Origin of the sequence: Streptomyces sp. NPDC088400, from assembly GCF_044753355.1 — a bacterium.
GTDB lineage: Bacteria > Actinomycetota > Actinomycetes > Streptomycetales > Streptomycetaceae > Streptomyces.
The window spans coordinates 269,524-294,036 of record NZ_JBIVMZ010000005.1 but is presented as its reverse complement, the minus strand read 5'-3'; the positions used below and the strand labels follow the sequence as shown (position 1 = coordinate 294,036).

At 67.8% G+C, this 24,513-nt stretch carries 21 protein-coding genes and 1 tRNA gene; 12 read left to right on the top strand and 10 right to left on the bottom strand.

All coding sequences use genetic code 11. The annotated features are described in order from the left end of the window. Positions 1-26 precede the first annotated feature (26 nt). On the top strand, positions 27-359 hold the full coding sequence (gene trxA / locus ACIQD6_RS15435) for a thioredoxin (RefSeq protein ID WP_401882357.1): 333 nt from the start codon (positions 27-29) through the stop codon (positions 357-359). 108 nt (positions 360-467) lie between these two features. On the opposite strand, the gene ACIQD6_RS15430 is transcribed toward trxA, so the two are convergent. The 9 genes from ACIQD6_RS15430 to rpmH form a co-directional block, all read right to left on the bottom strand. Continuing rightward, on the bottom strand, positions 468-1,085 hold the full coding sequence (locus tag ACIQD6_RS15430; protein WP_401882355.1) for a GNAT family N-acetyltransferase: 618 nt from the start codon (positions 1,083-1,085) through the stop codon (positions 468-470). A 303-nt stretch (positions 1,086-1,388) separates the two neighbouring features. Next, entirely contained in the window at positions 1,389-2,489 is a 1,101-nt protein-coding gene (locus ACIQD6_RS15425) for a ParB/RepB/Spo0J family partition protein (protein ID WP_401882352.1), read from the bottom strand. Further along, on the bottom strand, positions 2,486-3,562 hold the full coding sequence (locus ACIQD6_RS15420) for a ParA family protein (protein WP_401882888.1): 1,077 nt from the start codon (positions 3,560-3,562) through the stop codon (positions 2,486-2,488). Before ACIQD6_RS15420 ends, ACIQD6_RS15425 begins: the two co-directional genes overlap by 4 nt. A gap of 265 nt (positions 3,563-3,827) precedes the next feature. Continuing rightward, the gene (rsmG, locus tag ACIQD6_RS15415) at positions 3,828-4,535 is read right to left on the bottom strand and encodes a 16S rRNA (guanine(527)-N(7))-methyltransferase RsmG (protein ID WP_401882350.1); all 708 of its coding nucleotides are present in this window, start codon (positions 4,533-4,535) and stop codon (positions 3,828-3,830) included. A gap of 106 nt (positions 4,536-4,641) precedes the next feature. Then, entirely contained in the window at positions 4,642-5,163 is a 522-nt protein-coding gene (locus tag ACIQD6_RS15410; protein WP_401882347.1) for a protein jag, read from the bottom strand. Positions 5,164-5,177: 14 nt separating this feature from the next. Continuing rightward, positions 5,178-6,458, bottom strand: coding sequence for a membrane protein insertase YidC (yidC, locus tag ACIQD6_RS15405; protein ID WP_401882344.1), 1,281 nt, complete (start codon positions 6,456-6,458; stop codon positions 5,178-5,180). 3 nt (positions 6,459-6,461) lie between these two features. Then, on the bottom strand, positions 6,462-6,821 hold the full coding sequence (gene yidD, locus ACIQD6_RS15400) for a membrane protein insertion efficiency factor YidD (RefSeq protein ID WP_401882342.1): 360 nt from the start codon (positions 6,819-6,821) through the stop codon (positions 6,462-6,464). Then, on the bottom strand, positions 6,818-7,189 hold the full coding sequence (gene rnpA / locus ACIQD6_RS15395) for a ribonuclease P protein component (protein WP_401882339.1): 372 nt from the start codon (positions 7,187-7,189) through the stop codon (positions 6,818-6,820). Before rnpA ends, yidD begins: the two co-directional genes overlap by 4 nt. Before the next feature lie 26 nt (positions 7,190-7,215). After that, complete coding sequence (gene rpmH, locus ACIQD6_RS15390; protein WP_030354375.1) at positions 7,216-7,353, bottom strand: 50S ribosomal protein L34; 138 nt, start codon at positions 7,351-7,353, stop codon at positions 7,216-7,218. Positions 7,354-7,714: 361 nt separating this feature from the next. Here rpmH and dnaA point away from each other — a divergent pair, with 361 nt between their 5' ends. The 11 genes from dnaA (at position 7,715) to ACIQD6_RS15335 (ending at position 22,907) form a co-directional block, all read left to right on the top strand. After that, a complete protein-coding gene (gene dnaA / locus ACIQD6_RS15385) occupies positions 7,715-9,499 on the top strand; it encodes a chromosomal replication initiator protein DnaA (RefSeq protein ID WP_401882336.1) in 1,785 nt (594 codons plus the stop codon). A gap of 964 nt (positions 9,500-10,463) precedes the next feature. Next, positions 10,464-11,594 (top strand): DNA polymerase III subunit beta, encoded by a 1,131-nt coding sequence (gene dnaN / locus ACIQD6_RS15380; RefSeq protein WP_401882334.1) that lies wholly within the window; start codon positions 10,464-10,466, stop codon positions 11,592-11,594. Between the two features lie 78 nt (positions 11,595-11,672). Further along, the gene (gene gnd, locus ACIQD6_RS15375) at positions 11,673-12,560 is read left to right on the top strand and encodes a phosphogluconate dehydrogenase (NAD(+)-dependent, decarboxylating) (RefSeq protein WP_401882331.1); all 888 of its coding nucleotides are present in this window, start codon (positions 11,673-11,675) and stop codon (positions 12,558-12,560) included. A 73-nt stretch (positions 12,561-12,633) separates the two neighbouring features. After that, positions 12,634-13,845 carry a DNA replication/repair protein RecF gene (recF, locus tag ACIQD6_RS15370; protein ID WP_401882328.1) on the top strand — a complete coding sequence of 404 codons (1,212 nt, stop codon included), beginning with the start codon at positions 12,634-12,636 and terminating at the stop codon, positions 13,843-13,845. Then, positions 13,842-14,498 carry a DUF721 domain-containing protein gene (locus ACIQD6_RS15365; RefSeq protein ID WP_401882325.1) on the top strand — a complete coding sequence of 219 codons (657 nt, stop codon included), beginning with the start codon at positions 13,842-13,844 and terminating at the stop codon, positions 14,496-14,498. The genes recF and ACIQD6_RS15365 overlap by 4 nt, the downstream gene beginning before the upstream one ends. Before the next feature lie 566 nt (positions 14,499-15,064). Then, positions 15,065-17,143 (top strand): DNA topoisomerase (ATP-hydrolyzing) subunit B, encoded by a 2,079-nt coding sequence (gene gyrB / locus ACIQD6_RS15360; protein ID WP_401882322.1) that lies wholly within the window; start codon positions 15,065-15,067, stop codon positions 17,141-17,143. 51 nt (positions 17,144-17,194) lie between these two features. After that, the gene (gene gyrA, locus ACIQD6_RS15355; protein ID WP_401882320.1) at positions 17,195-19,867 is read left to right on the top strand and encodes a DNA gyrase subunit A; all 2,673 of its coding nucleotides are present in this window, start codon (positions 17,195-17,197) and stop codon (positions 19,865-19,867) included. 87 nt (positions 19,868-19,954) lie between these two features. Continuing rightward, positions 19,955-20,626: a DUF3566 domain-containing protein gene (locus tag ACIQD6_RS15350; protein ID WP_401882318.1), complete on the top strand. Its 672-nt coding sequence runs from the start codon at positions 19,955-19,957 to the stop codon at positions 20,624-20,626. A gap of 58 nt (positions 20,627-20,684) precedes the next feature. Continuing rightward, a tRNA-Ile gene (locus tag ACIQD6_RS15345) sits at positions 20,685-20,758 on the top strand. A gap of 265 nt (positions 20,759-21,023) precedes the next feature. Continuing rightward, positions 21,024-21,158: a DLW-39 family protein gene (locus ACIQD6_RS15340; RefSeq protein WP_003958712.1), complete on the top strand. Its 135-nt coding sequence runs from the start codon at positions 21,024-21,026 to the stop codon at positions 21,156-21,158. 300 nt (positions 21,159-21,458) lie between these two features. Then, entirely contained in the window at positions 21,459-22,907 is a 1,449-nt protein-coding gene (locus ACIQD6_RS15335) for a hypothetical protein (protein WP_401882315.1), read from the top strand. 16 nt (positions 22,908-22,923) lie between these two features. Here the strand turns inward: ACIQD6_RS15335 and ACIQD6_RS15330 are convergent, their stop codons facing one another. After that, positions 22,924-24,408 (bottom strand): protein kinase, encoded by a 1,485-nt coding sequence (locus ACIQD6_RS15330; protein WP_401882312.1) that lies wholly within the window; start codon positions 24,406-24,408, stop codon positions 22,924-22,926. Between the last annotated feature and the right edge of the window lie 105 nt (positions 24,409-24,513).

The following is a 24,513-nucleotide window of genomic DNA, read 5'->3' as shown; positions in this document are numbered from 1 at the left end:
ACACCCACGATTTTAAGGAGGCCGCCGTGGCCGGCGACCTGAAGCATGTGACCGACGACTCCTTCGAAGAGGACGTCCTGAAGAGCGACAAGCCCGTACTGGTGGACTTCTGGGCTGCCTGGTGCGGACCGTGCCGCCAGATCGCTCCGTCGCTCGAGGCCATCGCGGCCGAGCACGGCGACAAGATCCAGATCGTCAAGCTCAACATCGACGAGAACCCGGCCACCGCAGCGAAGTACGGCGTCATGTCCATCCCGACGCTGAACGTCTACCAGAACGGTGAGGTCGCCAAGACCATCGTCGGTGCCAAGCCCAAGTCCGCGCTCGTGAAGGAGCTGGAAGGCTTCATCAGCGAGTAGGACAGTCGACGGTCAGCACGAGCGGCCTTCGATGTTTCACGTGAAACGGGCCCGTTCCTCCAGCCGGGGGATCGGGCCCGTTTTATGTCTCGTCTTCCTTCGTCCGACTCAGAGCGGCCTCAGCGCCGGTTCCTTCTTCACCGCGCCCAGCAACCGGTCCAGCGCCAGTTCCACATCTTCCTTCCAGGAAAGCGTGGTCCGCAGCTCCAGTCTCAACCGTGGATACCTCGGATGTGGGCGCACGGTCTTGAAGCCCACCGCCAGCAGATGATCGGCGGGCAGCACACAGGCCGGTTCCTCCCAGCGGGCGTTACCGAAGGCCTCAATGGCCTTGAATTCACGCCGCAGCAGATCTTTGGCCACGGTCTGCACTATCACCCGGCCGAGTCCCTGCCCTTGGTAACCGGGCCTGATCCACGCGGTCATGAGCTGGACCGCGTCCGGAGAGACCGGGCTCGTCGGGAAGGCCGTGGACCGCGGCACGTACGCCGGCGGCGCGTACAGAACGAAGCCGACCGGCACATCGTCGATATAGACGACCCGGCCGCAGGACCCCCACTCCAGCAGAACGGCCGAGATCCATGCCTCTTTCTCCGCCTCGGCCCTGCCCGTCCTTACTGCGGCTTCCCCGCTGACCGGGTCAAGCTCCCAGTAGACACACGCACGGCAGCGCTTGGGGAGGTCCGGAAGGTTGTCCAGCGTGAGCGGTACCAGCCGACGCCCCATGGAGGCAGTTCCTCACTTCCCTCGCCTGCCGCGTCTCGGGCGGCTGTCAGCGCACTCCGTTCCCGAAGCAGGCTGCCGACGAAGCCGCCGAGCACACCGAGACCCAGTCCAGCTGACACCAATTGGTTGCGGCTCACCGGTCGCATGGCCTCCGCTCTCCTTCTGAGGTGGATCAACGTGGATGCGCCCTACCAGAACGCATCGTATCCACCCAGAGGTTTCCGGCACACCGAGGGACAGCAAAGGGCGGACCGTTTTCCAGTCAGCATGGAACACGGCCCGCCCGGTGGCTGCATGAGAGCGTCAGCTCTCGTCGTCCTCCCCAGCGCCCTCTTCCTCGGAAAGGCTCTTCTCCAGGACACGTCCCTCGCCCGGTGCGAGCGTGCCAAGAATCCGGTCCAGATCGTCTACCGAGGCGAACTCGACGACGATCTTTCCCTTCTTCTGTCCCAGGTCGACCTTCACCCGGGTTTCGAAGCGGTCCGAAAGACGCGATGCCAGATCGGTCAGCGCCGGTGACAGCCGGGCGCCGGCTCGCGGCCCCTTCGACTTCGGAGTGCTCTGAGGACGCGACCCCATCAGGGTCACGATCTCCTCGACCGCTCGAACCGAGAGCCCTTCGGCCACGATCCGATGCGCCAGCCGGTCCTGTTCCTCTGAGTCCTCCACCGAGAGAAGAGCCCTCGCATGACCGGCCGACAGCACACCGGCGGCAACCCTGCGTTGCACAGGGGGTGAAAGCCGCAGCAGACGGAGCGTGTTGGAGACCTGCGGACGCGAGCGCCCGATCCGGTCGGCCAACTGGTCATGCGTGCAGTTGAAATCCTTCAGCAACTGGTCGTAGGCCGCAGCCTCTTCCAGCGGGTTCAGCTGGGCACGGTGCAGGTTCTCCAGCAGCGCGTCAAGCAGCAGCTTCTCGTCGTCCGTGGCGCGGACGATCGCTGGAATGCGTTCCAGCCCGGCTTCCCGGCACGCCCGCCAGCGCCGCTCACCCATGATGAGCTCATAGCGCTCCGGCCCTACCTGCCGTACGACAACCGGCTGGAGGAGCCCTACCTCCTTGATGGATGTGACCAGCTCGGCGAGTGCGTCGTCGTCGAACACCTCACGGGGCTGCCGGGGGTTCGGTGTGATGAATCCGATCGGTACTTCAGCGAAGTGCGCCCCGGCCGTCGGCGCGGGCGCCGCCTCCTGGTCCGGAACCACCGTCTCCGTGTCCGGCGGCACAGCGGCCTGCGGCAGCGATGTCACCTTCGCGGCGGCCACGCCCCGCTCCGTGATCACCGTCGAAGCCGCTCCCGGAGGAGCCGAGGCCACTCCGGCGGAGGGCACCTGCTTCTCCTGCGGAGCGGTAGGGATCAGCGCACCGAGCCCACGCCCCAATCCTCTACGTCGGTCGCTCACTGGATCCCCTCCGACAAACTCTGCTGGCTGTTCTGGCTGCCCATATGGACCTGCTGGGCGTCGTAGTGCACCCCAACCCCCCTTAGAGCGATCTCACGGGCGGCTTCGAGATACGACAGAGACCCGCTGGACCCCGGGTCGTACGTCAGCACCGTCTGGCCATAGCTCGGCGCCTCCGAGATACGTACGGACCGAGGGATGCTCGTCCGCAGCACCTCCTTGCCGAAGTGGCTGCGCACTTCGTCCGCCACCTGCGAGGCAAGTCGCGTCCTGCCGTCGTACATGGTGAGCAGGATCGTCGACACATGCAGCGCGGGATTGAGATGTCCACGCACCAGATCGACGTTCCGCAGCAGCTGCCCCAGACCTTCCAGCGCGTAGTACTCGCACTGAATGGGGATCAGCACCTCGGCACCGGCGACCATCGCGTTGACGGTCAGCAGGCCGAGCGAGGGCGGGCAGTCGATGAGGATGTAGTCCAACGGCTGCTCATACGCCTCGATCGCCCGCTGCAGTCGGCTCTCCCGTGCCACCAGCGACACCAACTCGATCTCCGCACCGGCGAGATCGATGGTGGCCGGGGCACAGAAGAGGCCTTCGACGTCCGGGACAGGCTGGACCACTTCCGAGAGTGGCTTGCTCTCCACCAGGACGTCATAGATCGAGGGGACTTCGGCGTGATGGTCGATCCCGAGCGCCGTGGAGGCGTTGCCCTGTGGATCGAGATCGATCACCAGAACGCGCGCGCCATGGAGCGCGAGCGAAGCGGCGAGGTTGACCGTTGTCGTTGTCTTCCCCACGCCGCCCTTCTGATTGGCGACGACCATGACACGCGTCTGCTCTGGGCGGGGCAGGCCCTCGCCGGCGCGGCCCAGTGCCTCCACCGCCAACTGGGCAGCTCGACCAATGGGGGTGTCGTCCATCGGGGGCGGTGTTTCACGTGAAACATCCTCCCCCGCCGATTCGGTGCGGGGACCGGGGACCGGATCGGTCATCGGTCCCGCGATGTTGGCGTCGGACCGCAAGGATTCACTCTCCTCGACTTCAGACTCGCAATGAACAGAGCCTGCCATGCTTTCGGGGTCGTGAACCAGCGAGGCCCGTGGTTCTGTGGAGGAATCCACCTCTGTGGACAACCCCGTCCCTCTTTCGAGGGGCTTCCGGCCGCGCGGCGTGGAAGCCGCGCGGCCACGGCTGATGATTCCCTGCAGCAGTGAGCGACGTTTCACGTGAAACACGATGCACTCGCCGCAGAGCTAGACCGTCACGACACTCCGCAATGCATGGGTATGGCAGCTTGTATGGAGCATCACTGATAGGCAGTGTGAACTGTACGGCTCAACGGCGACGCCTCACACGGGCGGCCTTGGCCTTCTTCGTAGCGAACCTCACACCGCCGGGGCTCTCCCCGACCTCCACCCGCACCACAGTGGCCAACGGGTCGACGATGCCTTCCCCGACATGCAGCACCGAGGTGTCCACCACACCGAGCTTGCCGAGCGCCGCACGGGCGCCCTGGATCTCCTCCTCGGCGGTGTCGCCCTTGAGTGCCAGCATCTCGCCGTACGGGCGCAACAGCGGCACCCCCCAGCCGGCCAGGCGATCCAGCGGAGCCACCGCGCGGGCTGTCACCACATGTACCGGTTGCAAGGTGCCGAGGACCTCCTCGGCCCGGCCACGCACGACCGTCACATGGTCCAGGCCCAGCAGCTCGACCACTTCCTGGAGAAAGTTCGTGCGTCGCAGCAGGGGCTCCAGCAGCGTGATCTTCAGGTCCGGCCGTACCAGCGCCAGCGGGATTCCGGGAAGCCCCGCACCCGAGCCCACATCGCAGACCATGACGCCCTCGGGCACGACCTCGGAGAGTACCGCGCAGTTCAGCAGGTGCCGCTCCCACAGCCGCGGCACCTCACGTGGGCCGATCAGTCCACGCTTGACCCCAGCGTCCGCCAACAGCTCCCCGTAGCGGACAGCTTCCGGAAAGAACTCACCGAAAACAGTGTGTGCCTCTTCCGGTGCGGGGGGAAGCTCTGCTGCCTCCGTCACGGGAACCGTCCTTCCATACCGATCCACCGACTGGTGGCTGAACTATCAGGCTGACAAAGTTCGGCCCCGCCTGCGTAACAGACGGGGCCGAAAAGCAAAGGACCACTCAGGCAGGGAGCACCACGACGAAGCGCTGCGGCTCTTCGCCCTCGGACTCACTGCGCAGACCGGCGGCCGCGACCGCGTCATGCACGACCTTGCGCTCGAAGGGTGTCATGGGGTTCAGCTTCACCGGCTCACCGGTGGACTTCACCTCGTCCGCGGCCTTGGCACCCAACTCGGCCAGCTCGGTGCGCTTCTTGGCGCGGAAGCCCCCGATGTCCAGCATCAGCCGACTACGGTCCCCGGTCTCCCGGTGCACAGCGAGCCGTGTCAGCTCCTGAAGCGCCTCCAGCACCTCACCGTCATGTCCCACAAGCTTCTGCAGATCCCGGCCGCTCGAGTCACTGATGATCGAGACCGCGGCCCGGTCGGCCTCGACGTCCATGTCGATATCACCGTCGAGATCAGCGATATCGAGCAGGCCCTCGAGGTAGTCGGCCGCGATCTCCCCTTCCTGCTCCAGGCGGGTCAGGGTGTCGCTCCCCTCAACGGCGGACTCGGCGGCGGAGATGGTGCCTTCCGTCACGGATGGACTCCTTCTTACTTCTTGGACGGGTGCTTGGGCCGCTGCTGGCCCTTACGCTGCCCCGACTTGGCTTGGCGTGCGGAACCGGCGGCGGGCTTGCCCGACGGGTTGGACGGGGTGTCCTCCGACTCGTCCTTCTTCTGCAACGAGGTCTTCGCCACCTCACCGGCGGCCTCGGAGTCCTGGGCCTGCGCCGGCTTGTCCGCTCCCGGGTGGGTAGCGGCGGCCTGCCGCTTCGCCTTGGTCTGGCGCTTCGGCTGCTGCCGCTTCGCCGCGTTGCCGGACTCGGCCTCGGCGGCCGCGGTGTCGCTCTTGAGCACCGTGCCGTCGGCCTGCGCGGCCAGGCCCACCTTCGCCAGGCCCGTGATGAACTTGCGCTCGTTGTCATTACGGTCGGGCCCCTTGGCCACGATCGCCTGGACGATGCCGCGCTTGCGACGGGACCGCACCTCGGTGTGCGAGGTGATGCTCTTCAGCAGACGCTGGAGGTACTGGTCCTGCGCCTTGCTGCCCGGCGTGGGGTTCTGGCTGATCACGTACATCTGCTGGCCCATGGTCCACACGTTGGTGGTCAGCCAGTAGACGAGCACACCCACGGGGAAGTTGACACCCGTGACGGCGAAGATCAGCGGGAAGATGTACATCAGCATCTTCTGCTGCTGCATGTACGGCGTCTTGACCGTCAGGTCGACGTTCTTGGTCATCAGCTGGCGCTGCGTGTAGAACTGCGACGCCGACATCATGACGATCATGATCGCGGTGACGATGCGCACGTCGGTCAGCGTGGCGTTCAGGGACGCCACCTTGTCACTGCTGTCCAGGAACTTCGCGGCCAGCGGGGCACCGAAGATGTGCGCCTGCCGCGCGCTGTCGAGCAGCCCCTGGTTGATGACGCCGATGGTGTTGCCGCTGGCGATGCTGGAGAGCACGTGGTACAGGGCGAAGAAGAACGGCGACTGCGCCAGGATGGGAAGACACGAGGAGAGCGGGTTGGTGCCCGTCTCCTTGTACAGCTTCATCATCTCTTCGGACTGTCGCTGCTTGTCGTTCTTGTAGCGCTCCTGGATCGCCTTCATCTTGGGCTGGAGCACCTGCATGTTCCGGGTCGACTTGATCTGCTTCACGAAAAGCGGGATCAGGCAGATCCGGATCAGCACCACCAGGGACACGATGGACAGTCCCCAGGCCCAGCCCGTGTCGGGGCCGAAAATCATCCCGTACAGCGAGTGGAACTGGACGATGACCCATGAAACAGGTGTGGTGATAAAACTGAAGAAACTGGCAATCGTGTCCACTAATCAGGCTCCTTGAGCATTGGGCGAGGTCTCTGCGGCCGAGCTGGGGGTGTCGGGGGCCGGTCCCCCGGAAGGCACGCCGGCAGCGGAGTGCCCGCCCTTTCTGCCGCGCCACGCATTGCGCAGCAGTTCATGCCAGCGAGGACGTCTGCGCGGCGGGACATGGTCCACGCCGCCCGGCGACCACGGATTGCAGCGCAGAATGCGCCAAGCGGTCAGCGCCGTGCCTTTCACCGCGCCATGCCGGTCGATGGCCGTATATCCGTAGTGCGAACACGACGGGTAGTACCGGCAGACAGGCCCGAGAAGCGGGCTGATCGTCCACTGGTACAACTTGATCAGGGCAAGCAGCGGATATTTCATCGCACGCCCCCTCCCAGCAGCCGCCGAAGAGCGGCGTCCAGGTCTCGGGCCAGCTGTGCATGGTCGGCGTCGCCCGCTCCGGGCAGCGCCCGTACGACAACCAGGCTACCGGGGGGCAGCGAGGACAGTCGTTCGCGTATCAGGTGGCGAAGTCGGCGCTTCACCAGGTTGCGTACGACAGCTCCACCCACGGCTTTGCTTACGACGAAACCCGCACGCGTCGGGGAAGCGCTCTCCCCAGGCGCGTGCGGGTCCGTTGCACCGCTGCGTAGATGGACGACGAGAAGCGGGCGTCCGGCCCGGCGTCCTCGGCGTACCGCGGTCGCGAAATCTTCGCGCCGCCTCAGCCGATTCTCGGTAGGCAGCACGTCATGACCTGTTGGCGTTCAGGCGATCAGGCGGACAGACGGGCGCGACCCTTGCCACGGCGGGTCGCGAGAATCGCGCGGCCGGCACGGGTACGCATGCGCAGCCTGAACCCGTGGGTCTTGGCGCGACGACGGTTGTTCGGCTGGAAGGTGCGCTTGCTCACTCGGGGGCTCCAGAAAATGATGTGTGTGATGGCGGGACATCGCCTGGCTGTCACCGTGCGCCCACGAGAAGCTCGCGATCACGCCCGAGCGCACCGCTTCACAACCACAGATCGTGATCTTTGCCCATCGGAGGCAGGCGGCAGCAGCCATCGACAACTCGACCTGGTCACGGTACGCGCGGCTACGCCATCCGGTCAAACCAGCTCTGTGCCGGACTCCATTGTGCACAGGCTGTGGACAACAACTTGAACCGCGTGGGCCGCCTGACTACCGTGGCCGGACTCCGGCTCATTTCCTGCCGGTCTTCCCACCCCGTCCCGAGAACCACACATTCGTGGGACCTGCGAGAGAGCGTGCCTTGTGGCTGATGTACCTGCCGATCTTGCCGCAGTGTGGCCACGAGTGCTGGAGCAGCTCCTCAGGGAGGGCCAGCAGGGCGTAGAGCCCAAGGACAAGCAGTGGATCGAACGCTGCCAGCCGCTCGCCCTGGTCGCCGACACCGCACTGCTGGCCGTCCCGAACGAGTGGGGCAAGCGGGTTCTCGAAGGCCGCCTCGCCCCACTCATCAGCGAGACCCTGAGCCATGAATGCGGCCGGCCCATCCGGATCGCCATCACCGTCGACGACTCCGCCGGCGAACCCACGCCGCCGGCCCCGCCGCTGCCCCAGCAGCACCGCTACCAGGGCCCGCAGCACGACGAACCGCGGCAGAGCGATACATACGACGGCTACGGCCGCCGGCCGTCGGACGACGGCATGCCGTCGGTACGGCCCGCCTACCCGGACTACCAGCAGCAGCGCCCCGACCCCGGCGCCTGGCCGCGCACCCAGGAGGACCTGTCCTGGCAGCAGCACCGGCTCGGCGGTTACCAGGAGCGCGACCCGTACGCCACCGCCCGCCCGCAACAGCCTCAGCACGACTACCGGCAGCCCCAGGGCCCCGAGCACTCCCCGTACGATCAGCATCCCGACCGGCATGACCGGCATGATCTCCAGGCCCCCCAGCCACCCCGGCACGGCGGGGCGCACAGCGTCGGCCGCACCGGGACGCGCGGCGGGGCCCCGGGGCCGCTGGGTGCCCAGCCCGCCCCCGCGCCGGGCCCCGGCGAGCCGCATGCCCGGCTCAACCCCAAGTACCTCTTCGACACCTTTGTCATCGGCGCGTCCAACCGGTTCGCGCACGCGGCAGCGGTCGCCGTCGCCGAGGCGCCGGCCAAGGCGTACAACCCGCTCTTCATCTACGGGGAGTCCGGGCTCGGCAAGACGCACCTGCTCCATGCCATCGGGCACTACGCGCGCAGCCTCTACCCGGGTACGCGGGTGCGGTACGTGAGCTCGGAGGAGTTCACGAACGAGTTCATCAACTCGATCCGGGACGGCAAGGGCGACACCTTCCGCAAGCGTTACCGCGATGTCGACATCCTCCTGGTCGACGACATCCAGTTCCTGGCGAGCAAGGAGTCGACCCAGGAGGAGTTCTTCCACACCTTCAATACGCTCCACAACGCCAACAAGCAGATCGTGCTGTCCTCGGACCGGCCGCCCAAGCAGCTGATCACCCTGGAGGACCGGCTGCGCAACCGCTTCGAGTGGGGACTGACCACCGATGTCCAGCCGCCGGAGCTGGAGACCCGTATCGCGATCCTCCGTAAGAAGGCGGTACAGGAGCAGCTGAACGCCCCGCCCGAGGTGCTGGAGTTCATCGCCTCGCGGATCTCCCGCAACATCCGCGAGCTGGAGGGCGCGCTGATCCGGGTCACCGCGTTCGCGAGCCTGAACCGGCAGCCGGTGGATCTCGGTCTCACCGAGATCGTGCTCAAGGATCTGATCCCGGGCGGTGAGGACGCCGCCCCCGAGATCACCGCGAGCGCCATCATGGCGGCGACCGCCGACTACTTCGGTCTGACGGTGGAGGACCTCTGCGGCTCTTCGCGGAGCCGGGTGCTGGTGACTGCGCGGCAGATCGCGATGTACCTGTGCCGCGAGCTGACCGATCTCTCCCTGCCCAAGATCGGTGCGCAGTTCGGCGGCCGCGACCATACGACCGTGATGCACGCGGACCGGAAGATCCGCGCGCTGATGGCCGAGCGGCGCTCCATCTACAACCAGGTCACCGAGCTGACCAACCGCATCAAGAACGGCTGACACAGCCTGCGCACGGCCTCTGCCGAGGGCGCTCCGGGACCACCGTCCGACTCACGGTCCCGGGGCGCCCTTTGCCGTCCCGCGACCCTCCGGACGATCCTGCCGGAGGCCTCGAACCGACGGTCCGCACGTCCGGTTCGGCGCTCTGAGGGTGGTCCGCGGGTGGTCTACGGGTGGTCCACGGGCCCCCGCGCGATCGCGTCGGCGTGTCGCTTCCCGCCCCCGCTGTTCGAATACGGCGCCATGCGGAGGGCTTCTCCACAGATCGGGGAGAAAACTTCCGTCCACAGCCTGGGGATGGGGAAGTTGTCCAGATCGTGTCCACAGCCGACCCCTCCGGAAGATCATCCAACCAGGTCAGGTCCCTGTGGAATTGTGGCTGACGCCGCTCCACAGCCTGTGGACGAAAAAGTCTTCCACAGGCAGCCCGCTTCGTTGTCCACCGGCGGCCCACAGGCAGGCCTCCCTTGCCCACAGCTTCTCCACAGCCCTGTCCACTGTTCGGCAACGAAACGCCCGGCGTCGCTGAGTCGAGTGAAAGGCGTCACACCAAGGAGGTCGGTTGGGCTGTGGGGAACGTGGGTAAAGCTGGGGACAGCGCTGGGGAGAAGTACCTGTGTCCTGTGCATCGGGTGTGCAGAACTTTCGCCCGTCCACAGAACGACCCGGTTGTCCACGGCTGCCGCCCACAGGGTCGGTGGACAAAAAAACGGGTCTGACCTGCATGGATGGCGTTATCCACGGTTTCCACAGGCCCTACTACTACTCCCACTCAGAGTTAACGAGGAATCCGCTTCGAAGAAGGCCCTGTGCACAACTCGGCCCCGGAGCCTTCAGCACCTGTGACAGCGACTTGACCCGCAGCCGCACCGACTGTCGGTGCCGTGCGTCAGACTGGTCCCCGGCATCACAGCCGACGACGAAGGCCAGCAGGGCGAGCCAGCAACAGCAGGAGGCGGTTCCGGTGAAGATCCGGGTGGAGCGCGATGTACTCGCGGAGGCGGTGGCCTGGGTGGCCCGTAGCCTCCCGGCCCGTCCGCCCGCGCCCGTGCTTGCGGGCCTTCTGCTGAAGGCGGAGGACGGCGCACTCAGTTTCTCCAGCTTCGACTACGAGGTGTCGGCGCGCGTCTCGGTGGACGCGGAGGTGGAGGAGGACGGCACCGTCCTCGTCTCCGGCCGGCTCCTCGCCGACATCTGCCGGGCTCTGCCCAACCGCCCTGTCGAGATTTCCACAGACGGTGTACGGGCGACCGTGGTCTGCGGTTCCTCGCGGTTCACGCTCCACACCCTTCCCGTGGACGAGTACCCCGCGCTGCCGCAGATGCCGACGGCGACGGGCACGGTCCCCGGTGAGGTCTTCGCCTCGGCCGCCTCCCAGGTCGCCATCGCCGCAGGCCGCGACGACACGCTGCCGGTGCTCACCGGCGTACGGATCGAGATCGAGGGCGACACGGTCACCCTGGCCTCGACCGACCGTTACCGCTTCGCGGTCCGTGAGTTCCTCTGGAAGCCGGAAGCCCCTGACATCTCCGCGGTCGCTCTGGTCCCGGCCAAGACGCTGCTGGACACCGCCAAGGCGCTCACCAGTGGGGACACGGTCACCCTGGCGCTCTCCGGCGCGGGTGCCGGCGAGGGGCTGATCGGTTTCGAGGGCGCGGGACGGCGCACCACCACGCGGCTGCTCGAAGGCGATCTGCCGAAGTACCGCACGCTGTTCCCCACCGAGTTCAACTCGGTAGCGGTCATCGAGACCGCCCCGTTCGTCGAGGCCGTCAAGCGTGTGGCCCTGGTCGCCGAGCGGAACACCCCGGTGCGGCTCAGCTTCGAGCAGGGCGTGCTGATCCTGGAGGCGGGCTCCAGCGACGACGCACAGGCTGTGGAGCGGGTCGACGCGCAGCTCGACGGCGACGACATCTCGATCGCCTTCAACCCGACCTTCCTGCTGGACGGCCTGAGCGCGATCGACTCGCCGGTCGCTCAGCTCTCCTTCACGACGTCCACGAAGCCGGCGCTGCTCAGCGGCCGGCCGGCCGTCGACGCGGAGGCGGACGAGGCGTACAAGTACCTGATCATGCCGGTACGCCTGAGCGGCTGACCCCACAGGTGAGTGTCCAGGTCCGGGCGTAGGCTCGGGCCTGGGTACGAATCGCCACAACGCTTAAGGAAACGCCTGATGGAGCTCGGTCTCATCGGTCTCGGCAAGATGGGCGGCAACATGCGCGAGCGCATCCGCCGCGCGGGCCACACCGTCATCGGTTACGACCGCAATCCCGACCTCGCCGATGTGCACAGCCTTCAGGAGCTGGTGGGCAAGCTCAAGGGCCCGCGCGTGGTCTGGGTGATGGTTCCGGCCGGTGCCGCGACGCAGGCCACCATCGACGAGCTGGCGGAGCTGCTCTCCCCGGGCGATGTGGTGGTGGACGGCGGGAACTCCCGCTGGACGGACGACGAGAAGCACGCGGTGGAGCTGGGCATCAAGGGCATCGGCTTTGTCGACTGCGGCGTCTCCGGCGGTGTCTGGGGCCTCGAGAACGGCTATGCGCTGATGTACGGCGGCACGCCGGAGCATGTCGAGAAGGCACAGCCGATCTTCGACGCGCTCAAGCCCGAGGGCGAGTTCGGCTCCGTACACGCGGGCAAGGTCGGCGCGGGCCACTTCGCCAAGATGGTCCACAACGGCATCGAGTACGCCATGATGCAGGCCTATGCCGAGGGCTGGGAGCTGCTGGAGAAGGTCGACTCGGTCACCGACGTCCGCGAGGTCTTCCGCTCCTGGCAGGAGGGCACGGTCATCCGCTCCTGGCTGCTGGACCTGGCGGTCAACGCGCTGGACGGTGACGAGCACCTGGAGCAGCTGCGGGGCTACGCGGAGGACTCCGGCGAGGGCCGCTGGACGGTCGAGGCGGCCGTCAACCACGCGGTGCCGCTGCCCGCGATCACCGCGTCCCTGTTCGCGCGCTTCGCGTCCCGGCAGGACGACTCGCCGCAGATGAAGATGGTCTCCGCGCTGCGCAATCAGTTCGGCGGCCACGCGGTCGAGTCGAACAAGCCCATGAAGTAGGCCCCAGCAGTAGGAAGGCTCCCGCACGCGCGCGGGAGGCGGAACGTTCAACCGGGGAAGGCCGGCGTCACCCATGCATGTCACGCATCTGTCGCTGGCCGACTTCCGGTCCTACGCCCGGATCGAGGTCCCGCTCGAACCGGGCGTCACCGCGTTCGTGGGGGCGAACGGGCAGGGGAAGACCAATCTGGTCGAGGCGGTCGGTTATCTGGCAACCCTCGGCAGTCACCGGGTGTCGTCGGACGCGCCGCTGGTGCGGATGGGCGCGGAGCGCGCGGTGATCCGGGCGGCGGTCACTCAGGGCGAGCGCTCCCAGCTGGTCGAGCTCGAACTCAACCCGGGCCGGGCGAACCGGGCGCGGATCAACCGGTCCTCGCAGGTCAAACCGCGTGACGTGCTGGGCATCGTACGAACCGTGCTGTTCGCGCCGGAGGACCTGGCGCTGGTGAAGGGCGATCCGGGCGAGCGCCGGCGCTTTCTCGACGAGCTGATCACGGCGCGGTCGCCCCGTATGGCGGGGGTGCGGTCGGACTACGACCGGGTGCTCAGGCAGCGCAACACCCTGCTGAAGTCGGCGGCGATGGCACGGCGGCACGGCGGGCGCGGCATGGACCTGTCGACGTTGGATGTCTGGGATCAGCATCTGGCGCGCGCGGGGTCGGAGCTGCTGGCGCAGCGGATCGATCTGATCGCGACCTTGCAGCCGCTGACGGACAAGGCGTACGAGCAACTGGCGCCCGGTGGCGGTCCGGTGGCACTGGAGTACCGTTCCGCCGCCCTCGACTCCGCCTCCCCCGACTCCGTAGTCGACCTTTCCGCAGCCGGGACTTCCGCTGGTCCCGGCCCCGGCCCCGACTCGGCGCCGGCCGCCGTGGCCGCTCGTCCTCGCGACGAGCTGTACGAGCGGCTGCTGGCGGCCCTCGCCGGTGTACGCAAGCAGGAGATCGAGCGGGGCGTCACGCTGGTCGGTCCGCACCGCGACGACCTGGTGCTCAATCTGGGCCGGCTGCCCGCGAAGGGGTACGCCAGCCACGGCGAGTCCTGGTCCTACGCGCTGGCGCTGCGGCTCGCCTCGTACGACCTGCTCCGCGCCGAGGGCAATGAGCCGGTGCTCGTACTGGACGACGTCTTCGCCGAGCTGGACACGCGGCGGCGGCAGCGGCTCGCGGAGCTGGTGGCTCCGGGCGAGCAGGTGCTGGTGACGGCGGCGGTGGACGACGATGTACCGACTGTGCTGGCGGGGGCGCGGTTCCTGGTGGCCGACGGCGCTGTGGAGCGCGTATGAGCGGCCGGGGAGGGCCGGAGACAGGACAGTCGGCGCGGTCCGACCGGTCCGGCGTACGCGCGTCGGCCGCGCAGCCGCCCGCCGAACTTCCCGGGGTGTCCCGGGCCTCCGGCGCGTCCGAGGGTCCCGAGGCGCCGAAGCCCCCCGAGTCGTCGGGTGTGGACCTGGCACGGGTCGCGTTGCGCGCGGCGAAGGAGCAGGCGCGGGCGCGTGGCGCGGCCGCCCAGCAGAAGAAGCAGGCCAGGCGCGGTGGCGGCCTGCGCTCGGGATCCGGGGTGGACGGACGCGATCCGTTGCCGCTGGGGGCTGCGATCAACCGGCTGATCACGGAGCGGGGCTGGGAGACGCCGGCCGCCGTGGGCGGAGTGATGGGCCGGTGGCCGCAGATCGTCGGCGAGGACGTGGCGAAGCACTGTGTGCCGCAGCGGTACGACGACGGGAACGACGAGCGTGTTCTGACGGTGCAGTGCGATTCGACGGCGTGGGCGACACAGCTGCGGCTGCTGGCCCCCCGGCTGGTGGCCCGGCTGAACGAGGACCTCGGGCACGGCACCGTACGGATGATCAAGGTGCTGGGGCCCGGTGGGCCACCGCAGCGGTTCGGCCGGCTGCGGGCGCCCGGCAGCAAGGGGCCCGGCGACACGTACGGATGAGGGGGCGATGCTCCCCTTGACGCCCCTGTGGACGCGCCCCTCCGGTGCACGGCTCGGCGCCCCCTCGGCAAACGGGTTCGAGGCCGCCGTCCTGGCCTTCGTTGAGGCCGCCGTCCTGGCCGGCAGCCTCGACGAAGACCGATTCCCGACTCGTGCCCCGGACCGCGGCCTCGCCCCTGGATCCGGGCCCCGCGACCGAGGCATCGCAACCTCCCCCTCGGCCCTGACCGAGCCGCTCCCCGACCCCTTGTCCCGAGCCTCATCGACAGCGCTGTGACCTGCGGCGATACCGGGGAAGAGTGAAGCGTCCCTCACCGTAGCGGCAGGTTGACAGCCCGAAGCGCTCAATGCCGGTGTGAGCCTCTTGGAGCCCCTTCCCGAATATGGGGAGTCGGCAGGCGCTCATTCAGGGCGGCACATGCGGACTCAGGTACCGGCAAACCCCCATTCGGGTCGGCGCTACCGGTAGACTGGTGGCAAATCCCGCTGTGCTTGCGGGAACCGTCAACAGATGCTGACACATAGCCGAACGACGCAGCCGGTCCCGCTTGCTCGGAGAACGGCCTGTGCTGTGCCAGAAAGGGCGCTTCGTGGCCGATTCCGGCAACCCCAATGAGAAGACTCCGTCCATCGCCACTGGTGAGCACGGCGAGGTGACCGCCTCGTACGACGCCAGTGCCATCACTGTGCTCGAGGGCCTGGACGCGGTCCGCAAGCGGCCCGGCATGTACATCGGCTCCACAGGTGAGCGCGGCCTGCATCACTTGGTGTACGAGGTCGTCGACAACTCGGTCGACGAGGCTCTGGCCGGGCACGCGGACACCATCGACGTCACGATCCTCGCCGACGGCGGGGTCCGTGTGGTCGACAACGGCCGCGGTATCCCGGTGGGCATCGTTCCCTCCGAGAACAAGCCGGCCGTCGAGGTCGTGATGACCGTGCTGCACGCGGGCGGCAAGTTCGGCGGCGGCGGGTACGCCGTCTCCGGCGGTCTGCACGGCGTGGGCGTATCCGTCGTCAACGCGCTGTCGTCGAAGGTCGCGGTCGAGGTCAAGTGTGACGGCTACCGCTGGACGCAGGACTACAAGCTCGGCGTGCCGACAGCGCCGCTCCTCCGCAACGAGGAGACGGACGACTCCGGCACGACCGTGACGTTCTGGGCCGACTCCGACATCTTCGAGACGACCGAGTACTCCTTCGAGACGCTGTCCCGGCGTTTCCAGGAGATGGCCTTCCTCAACAAGGGCCTGACCCTGACGCTGACCGACGAGCGCGAGTCGGCGAAGGCCGTCGTCGGCGCCGATGTCGCGGGTACGGACACCACCGAGAGCCTGGCCGAGGCGCCGGCCCGTACGGTGACGTACTTCTACGAGGGCGGCATCGTCGACTTCGTGAAGTACCTCAACTCCCGCAAGGGCGAGCTGATCCACCCCACGGTCATCGACATCGAGGCCGAGGACAAGGAGCGGATGCTCTCGGTCGAGATCGCGATGCAGTGGAACTCGCAGTACAGCGAGGGCGTGTACTCGTTCGCGAACACGATCCACACGCATGAGGGCGGTACGCACGAGGAGGGTTTCCGCGCGGCGATGACCGGGCTGGTCAACCGCTACGCGCGCGAGAAGAAGTTCCTGCGGGAGAAGGACGACAACCTCGCCGGCGAGGACATCCGCGAGGGTCTGACCGCGATCATCTCGGTGAAGCTGGGCGAGCCGCAGTTCGAGGGCCAGACGAAGACGAAGCTGGGCAACACCGAGGCGAAGACCTTCGTACAGAAGATCGTCCACGAGCACCTGACGGACTGGTTCGACCGCAATCCGAACGAGGCCGCGGACATCATCCGCAAGGCGATCCAGGCCGCCACGGCCCGGGTCGCGGCCCGTAAGGCGCGCGACCTCACCCGCCGCAAGGGGCTGCTGGAGAGCGCGTCCCTGCCGGGCAAGCTGAGCGACTGCCAGTCGAACGACCCCTCGAAGTGCGAGATCTTCATCGTCGAGGGTGACTCCGCCGGCGGTTCCGCGAAGTCGGGACGTAACCCGATGTACCAGGCCATCCTGCCGATCCGGGGCAAGATCCTGAACGTCGAGAAGGCGCGGATCGACAAGATCCTCCAGAACACCGAGGTGCAGGCGCTGATCTCGGCGTTCGGCACCGGCGTGCACGAGGACTTCGACATCGAGAAGCTCCGCTATCACAAGATCATTCTGATGGCGGACGCCGACGTCGACGGCCAGCACATCAACACCCTGCTGCTGACGTTCCTGTTCCGCTTCATGCGCCCGCTGGTCGAGGCCGGACACGTCTACCTGTCCCGCCCGCCGCTCTACAAGATCAAGTGGGGCCGCGACGACTTCGAGTACGCGTACTCCGACGCGGAGCGCGACGCCCTGGTCGAGCTGGGCAAGCAGAACGGCAAGCGCATCCGTGAGGACTCGATCCAGCGCTTCAAGGGTCTGGGCGAGATGAACGCCGAGGAGCTGCGGGTCACCACGATGGACGTCGACCACCGGGTGCTCGGCCAGGTCACCCTGGACGACGCCGCCCAGGCCGACGACCTGTTCTCGGTGCTGATGGGCGAGGACGTCGAGGCACGGCGGTCCTTCATCCAGCGCAATGCCAAGGACGTCCGCTTCCTCGACATCTGAGTCGGTCTCAGCTGACGGATTCGAAAAGGCCGAAAGGAACACTGACCAGCAATGGCCGACGAGAACACCCCTGACACACCCGACAACCCCAGCATCCCCGAGAACTCCGGCGTCCCCGGCACTCCTGGCTCGCCCGTCGTGGAGGAGACCGTCGAGGGCGTGGAGGGCCTGGCGATGCGTGTCGAGCCGGTCGGGCTCGAGACGGAGATGCAGCGCTCGTACCTCGACTACGCGATGTCCGTCATCGTGTCGCGTGCGCTGCCGGACGTACGGGACGGGCTCAAGCCCGTCCACCGGCGCGTGCTGTACGCGATGTACGACGGCGGATACCGGCCCGAGAAGGGCTTCTACAAGTGCGCCCGCGTCGTCGGTGACGTCATGGGTACGTACCACCCGCACGGCGACTCCTCGATCTACGACGCCCTGGTCCGCCTCGCGCAGCCGTGGTCGATGCGGATGCCGCTGGTGGACTCCAACGGCAACTTCGGTTCTCCGGGCAACGACCCGGCCGCGGCCATGCGGTACACCGAGTGCAAGATGATGCCGCTGTCGATGGAGATGCTCCGGGACATCGACGAGGAGACCGTCGACTTCGCGGACAACTACGACGGCCGTAACCAGGAGCCGACGGTCCTGCCGGCGCGCTTCCCGAATCTTCTGATCAACGGCTCGGCGGGTATCGCCGTCGGTATGGCCACCAACATCCCCCCGCACAACCTGCGCGAGGTGGCGGCCGGTGCCCAGTGGGCGCTGGACCACCCGGAGGCCAGCCACGACGAGCTGCTCGACGCGCTGATCGAGCGGATCAAGGGTCCCGACTTCCCGAGCGGCGCGCTGGTCGTGGGCCGTAAGGGCATCGAGGAGGCGTACCGCACGGGCCGTGGCTCGATCACGATGCGCGCGGTGGTCGAGGTCGAGGAGATCCAGAACCGCCAGTGCCTGGTGGTCACGGAGCTTCCGTACCAGACCAACCCGGACAACCTCGCTCAGAAGATCGCGGATCTGGTCAAGGACGGAAGGGTCGGCGGCATCGCGGATGTCCGCGACGAGACGTCCTCCCGTACGGGCCAGCGGCTGGTGGTCGTCCTGAAGCGGGACGCGGTCGCCAAGGTCGTACTGAACAACCTGTACAAGCACACCGACCTCCAGTCCAACTTCGGCGCGAACATGCTGGCGCTGGTCGACGGCGTGCCGCGCACGCTGTCGCTGGACGCGTTCATCCGGCACTGGGTGACGCACCAGATCGAGGTCATCGTCCGGCGCACGAAGTTCCGGCTGCGCAAGGCCGAGGAGCGGGCGCACATCCTGCGCGGTCTGCTCAAGGCGCTCGACGCGATCGACGAGGTCATCGCGCTGATCCGGCGCAGCGACACGGTCGAGACCGCGCGCGAGGGCCTGATGGGGCTGCTCTCGATCGACGAGATCCAGGCGAACGCGATCCTGGAGATGCAGCTGCGCCGGCTGGCGGCCCTGGAGCGGCAGAAGATCGTCGCGGAGCACGACGATCTCCAGCAGAAGATCAACGAGTACAACGCGATCCTGGCCTCGCCCGAGAAGCAGCGTCAGATCGTCAGCGAGGAACTGGCCGTTCTCGTCGACAAGTTCGGGGACGACCGGCGTTCGAAGCTGGTCCCCTTCGACGGTGACATGTCCATGGAGGACTTGATCGCCGAGGAGGACATCGTCGTCACGATCACCCGTGGCGGCTATGTGAAGCGTACGAAGACGGACGACTACCGCTCGCAGAAGCGCGGCGGCAAGGGCGTACGGGGCACGAAGCTCAAGGAAGACGACATCGTCGACCACTTCTTCGTCTCGACGACGCACCACTGGCTGCTGTTCTTCACGAACAAGGGCCGGGTCTACCGGGCGAAGGCGTACGAGCTGCCGGACGTGGGCCGCGAGGCGCGTGGTCAGCACGTGGCCAACCTGCTCGCCTTCCAGCCGGATGAGCAGATCGCCGAGATCCTGGCGATCCGGGATTACGACGCCGTGCCGTACCTGGTCCTGGCGACCAAGGCCGGTCTGGTGAAGAAGACCCCGCTCAAGGACTACGACTCGCCGCGTTCGGGCGGTGTCATCGCGATCAACCTCCGGGAGACGGACGCGGGCGCCGACGACGAGCTGATCGGCGCCGAGCTGGTGTCGTCCGAGGACGACCTGCTGCTCATCAGCAGGAAGGCGCAGTCGATCCGGTTCACCGCGACGGACGACGCGCTGCGTCCGATGGGGCGGGCCACCTCGGGTGTCAAGGGCATGAGTTTCCGAGAGGGAGACGAACTGCTCTCGATGAATGTCGTCCGGCCCGGTACGTTCGTCTTCACCGCCACAGATGGTGGATACGCGAAGCGAACCGCGGTCGATGATTATCGCGTCCAGGGTCGTGGAGGCCTCGGTATCAAGGCGGCGAAGATCGTGGAGGACCGCGGTTCCCTCGTCGGCGCGTTGGTGGTCGAGGAGACGGATGAGATTCTGGCCATCACCCTCGGCGGTGGTGTGATTCGCACGCGAGTCAACGAAGTCAGGGAGACCGGGCGTGACACCATGGGCGTCCAACTGATCAACCTGGGCAAGCGCGATGCCGTGGTCGGTATCGCTCGTAACGCCGAGGCGGGCCGTGAGGCGGAAGAGGTCGACGGGACCGATGACCCGGCGATCGACGAGGCCGGTACGGCCGAGGTTGCCGAGGGCACTCAGCCCTCGGCAGGGGAGCACGAGGAGTAGATCGTGAGTGGAGCCACGGGCGCCGGATCGGCCGCTTCCGGAGCGAACGGTGCCCGTGGCCCTGCCACGGACTCCCAGGGGGTAACGGTGACCGATACCCGGGGGCAGCAGCCCCCCTACAAGAAGTACGGCGCTGAACAGCCGCAGGCACAGCCACAGCCGGCCGCGCAGCCGTACCACCCGCCGCAGGCGTATCCCACGCCTCAGGGTGGCGGAACGCGGGGCGGACAGCAGGGTCAAAAGGGAGCTTCTGTGACAACGGCCGGATCCACCACCGCTCCTGGGGCCAAGGCTCCGGGGACAGCAGGGCCGGCCGAGGCCTCGGCCCAGCCGGCTCCGGCGGGCGCCGCGGTACGTCTGCCGCGCACGGGCGCGCGGACGACTCCGCGTACCCGCAAGGCGCGACTGCGGGTGGCGAAGGCCGATCCGTGGTCGGTGATGAAGGTCAGCTTCCTGCTCTCCATCGCGCTGGGCGTGTGCACCATCGTCGCGTCCGCGGTGCTGTGGATGGTCATGGACGCGATGGGTGTCTTCTCGACGGTCGGCGGGACGATCAGTGAGGCCACGGGCTCGAACGAGAGCAACGGCTTCGATCTCCAGTCGTTCCTGTCGCTGCCGAGGGTGCTCGTCTTCACGTCGGTCATCGCCGTGATCGATGTGGTCCTGGCGACGGCTCTGGCGACGCTCGGAGCCTTCATCTACAACCTGTCGGCGGGCTTCGTGGGCGGTGTCGAGCTCACGCTCGCCGAGGACGAGTGAGAGCGCGGTATCGATTTTGGGACTGGCCCTGAAGTGCGCTAATCTTCAGGGGCAGCGCGGGGCTATAGCTCAGTTGGTTAGAGCGCATCCCTGATAAGGATGAGGCCACAGGTTCAAATCCTGTTAGCCCCACCGCGATGATCGGCCCGTACGGAGTGCATCCGTACGGGCCGATTGCATGAGGGGTCGCGCGCATACGCGCATAGGTAGGACGGCGTTTCAGGGATCGTCCAAGCGGATCGCCTAAGTGTCATCTAAGTGGCTCTTCCTATCAGCTGCTCTTTCTCCCTTGATCGCGACGGCAGTTGGGCCGCGGGGAGGTCACCGATCGGTATCGGTCGGTGTGTATAGTCGGGCCCCAGAAGTCCCCTACGTCAAGGAAAGACGAGGTCGCGCGGTGAAGAAGCTTCTCTTGGTCGCACTGGCCGCCATCGGCGGGCTCCTCGTGTACCGCCAGATCCAGGCGGATCGCGCCGAGCAGGATCTGTGGACGGAGGCGACCGACTCCGTGCCCGCAGGTTCGGGTGTGTGAGTCCCAGTAGCCCTGAAATGCGAGCCCCGGCCGCCGAGCGGCCGGGGCTTCGTGCTGTCCGGGGATGTCGCGGAGCGTTTGAATTCGCTTACGCAAAGCGGTGGCTTGCTGGAGCAAAAGCGATGGACGGCGGGTAATTCAGGCCATGTCTGAGTTCGCGACGGGCAGGGGGCATGGCGGGGTGGCGGGGATCCGGAGGACGGCGCAGACAGCGACGGTGCCGCCGGGGCAGGATGGACCGGCACCGCGACCGCCGCGGCGCACGAGGGCCGAGACGGCCGAGACGGCAAGGGGAAGCGCGTGAAGTGGCAGCGCGTGAAAGCGCCGCACGTCAACGTACGGCGCGTCAACGTACGACGTGGCAGGCGACGGGTGACGGCGTGCGTGGCGGCGATCTGCGCGGTGGCGGCGCTGCCTGGGCAGGCGTGGGCGGCCGGTGAGCCCAACCCGTACGTCTTCGATCCCGAGGCGCGGCCGGTCACCGGAGCGGCGACCACGAGCGACGCGCGGCCGCTCGATGCCGGCGCCACCTACCGCGACGCGATCCGGCCCGGCGGCACACGGATCTACCGGCTGGATCTCGACGCGAAGACGAACGCCTATCTTTCGGCGGTGGCAGTACCCGAGTTGGGCACCGGGACCGACTACGGGGACCGGATCTCGGTCTCCCTGCAGGACCGCGAGGGCAGTGACTGCAGCTCCAACGACGCGCGGTTCGGCACGGTCGGGAAGTTCTCGCAGCCGCTCGCGGCCTATGCGTACCGGACCATCGAGGAGGGCGCGTACTCCTGCCAGGAAGCGGGACCGTACTTCCTCGTCGTCGAGCGGACCGACGAGGAAACCGCCGACTCCGAATCCTGGGACCTGGAGATCCGTCATGTCTCCGAGCCGGGGCTCGAAAAGGCCGGATCCGGCCCCTCGGAGGCGCCGTCGGAGTGGCCCAGCGCCTCCCCCGCGCCGGTCGGCGGCCAGCCGCGGGCGCGCGAGGGCGGCACGAGTTTCTACGACGCGGCGGCGGTGACCGACGGCGAGTGGACGGCGAAGATCGAGCCGGGGGAGTCGCTCTTCTACAAGGTGCCGGTGGACTGGGGGCGGCAGCTCTTCGCGAGCGCGGACCTGGGCAGTTCGGGGGGAGAGGGCTTTGTGAGCGGGGCGCTCGCCGTATCCCTGTACAACCCGGCGCGGGGGTTCGTCGACAGCGCCAACTCGGCCGCGTACGACGGGAAGCAGAAGACGACGGCGCTCGATCCGCTGCCACCGGTGGCGTACGAGAACCGTTTCGGCTCCCGCACGGGTGACAAGGACATGCGGTTCGCGGGCTGGTACTACCTGAAGGTCGCTCTCAATCCCGAGGTGGGCGAGAAGTTCGGCGAGAAGCCGTACGGGCTGACGCTGCGGGTGGACGTCAAGGGGCAGGCGACGAGCGGTCCGGGGTACGACGGGCCCGCCGGCGATTTCGCCGTGACGGACGACGACCGGGACGTGGCCGCGGACGGGCCGAAGAACGACACGATGGTGGTGGTCGCGGCGGGCGGGATCGGCGCGGGCACGGTGCTGGTGGTGGGGCTCGGGGTGTGGACGCTGCTGGCGCGGCGGCGCGGGGTCACTCAGGGGGCGGGGCAGGGGCTTGGGCCTGCGCCTGGTTCTGAGTTCGGTCCTGGCCCTGGCCCTGGCCCCGGAGGCTTTTCGGGGCGGCCGCCGCAGCAGAATCAGCAGGCGCAGGGGTACGGGCCGCCCCCCGCCCGGTAGTCGCGCCGGGCGGGTCTCAGATCTGGGTCAGCGCCCAGAAGCCCACCGCGAAACAGGCCAGTGCGAGCAGCAGAACCGGGACCGTCACCTTCGGGGGCGGTCCCGGACGTGTGCGCGGGGCGTGGTGGGCCGGTGTCCGCGCGGCCGGAACGTGCTGCGGGCTCTGTGCGGTGTACGGACGGGTGAGGGCCTGTTCGTGGAGGACGGCCGATGTCTGGGCCTGCGACAGGGGCGTGGGCGTCTGGACGGGAGGTGTCTGGACAGGGGACGTCTGGACAGGGGACGTCTGGACAGAGGACGTCTGGACAGAGGACGTCTGGACAGGGGACGTCTGGACGGGGGGTGCCGGTCGCGGCGGGTGCGGAAGGGCGGCGGCCGGCAGCTGCTGAGGGGCCGGTTGCGTGCTCGGAGGTGGGGGGAGGTGGAAGCTGCCGGTCTCCGACATGGAGGCGCCGGAGGGTTCCTGCACGGATGCCTCGCCACCGGTCCGCTGTGCCAGGCGCGGGTCGGTGTACGGGGCGGAGGGGTGGCGGACCGGCTGTGGATCCACGACGGGGCCGGTGGGGCCGGCCGGGTCGGTGGGAGTCGCGGAACCTGGGGGAGTCACGGGGCCGGCGGGAGTCGCGGGGCCGGACGGGCCGAACGCGGAAGGCAGCGGGCCGATCTGGTCGAAGACCTCGACCGGCTCGTCGTCGATATCCGGCTCGGGAAGCAGCTCCACGGCCGACGTGAGCGCCTTGCGGGCTCCTGTGGCCGTACGGAACCGAGCGTGCGGGTCGGGCTGCAACAGGCCCGCCAGGACCTGCCACAGCGGCTCAGGGATGCCCTGAGGCGCTCCTGGGGTGCCGTGCGCGACGAAGTGTTCGACGAGGGCCTTGGCGTCCGGCTTCTGGCCCTGGAGCAGATAGAGGGAGACGAGACCGACCGCGAAGAGATCGGCGGGGAAGTCGGGCTCGTGGCCCATCATCTGCTCGGGCGCGAAGTAACCGGGTGTTCCCACCACGTAGTTGGTCTCCGTGAGACGCGGCTCGCCCTTGCGCATCGAGATGCCGAAGTCGGACAGGCGGAGGTGGGGACGCGCCGTTCCGGTGGCCTCCAGCAGGATGTTGGCCGGTTTGATGTCGCGGTGCACGACCCCCTCCGCGTGCACCGCGGACAGACCGGACAGCAGCTGGTCGAGCAGGGTGCAGACGAAACGGGGAGGCAGTGGACCGTAGTCGCCTATGAGATGCGCCAGCGATCCGCCGCTCACCAGATCCATGGTGAACAGCACCTTGTCGTCGTCCGCGGCCCAGCTGGCCGGGGCGAGGACATGCGGGTGATCGATCCGCAGGGCCTGTTCCCTGACGAACCGCAACAAGGCGTGCGCGTCGCTCTGTTGGAGGACCTTCGCCGCCACATAGCGTCGGCGCCGGTGGTCCCAGGCGCGCCAGACGGCGCCGGCACCACCGCGGCCGATCGGGTCGATCAGCTCGTACCGCCCCGCGAAGACCTCACCCATTGCGCCGCGCTCGCTCCCAGTCGTCCCGTACGGAGGCCTGCCCGCCCCCGTACCCAGCCTTTCCGCGCCCCCGCTGTTCCGGATCCCCCGTCCAGAACCCCCGTG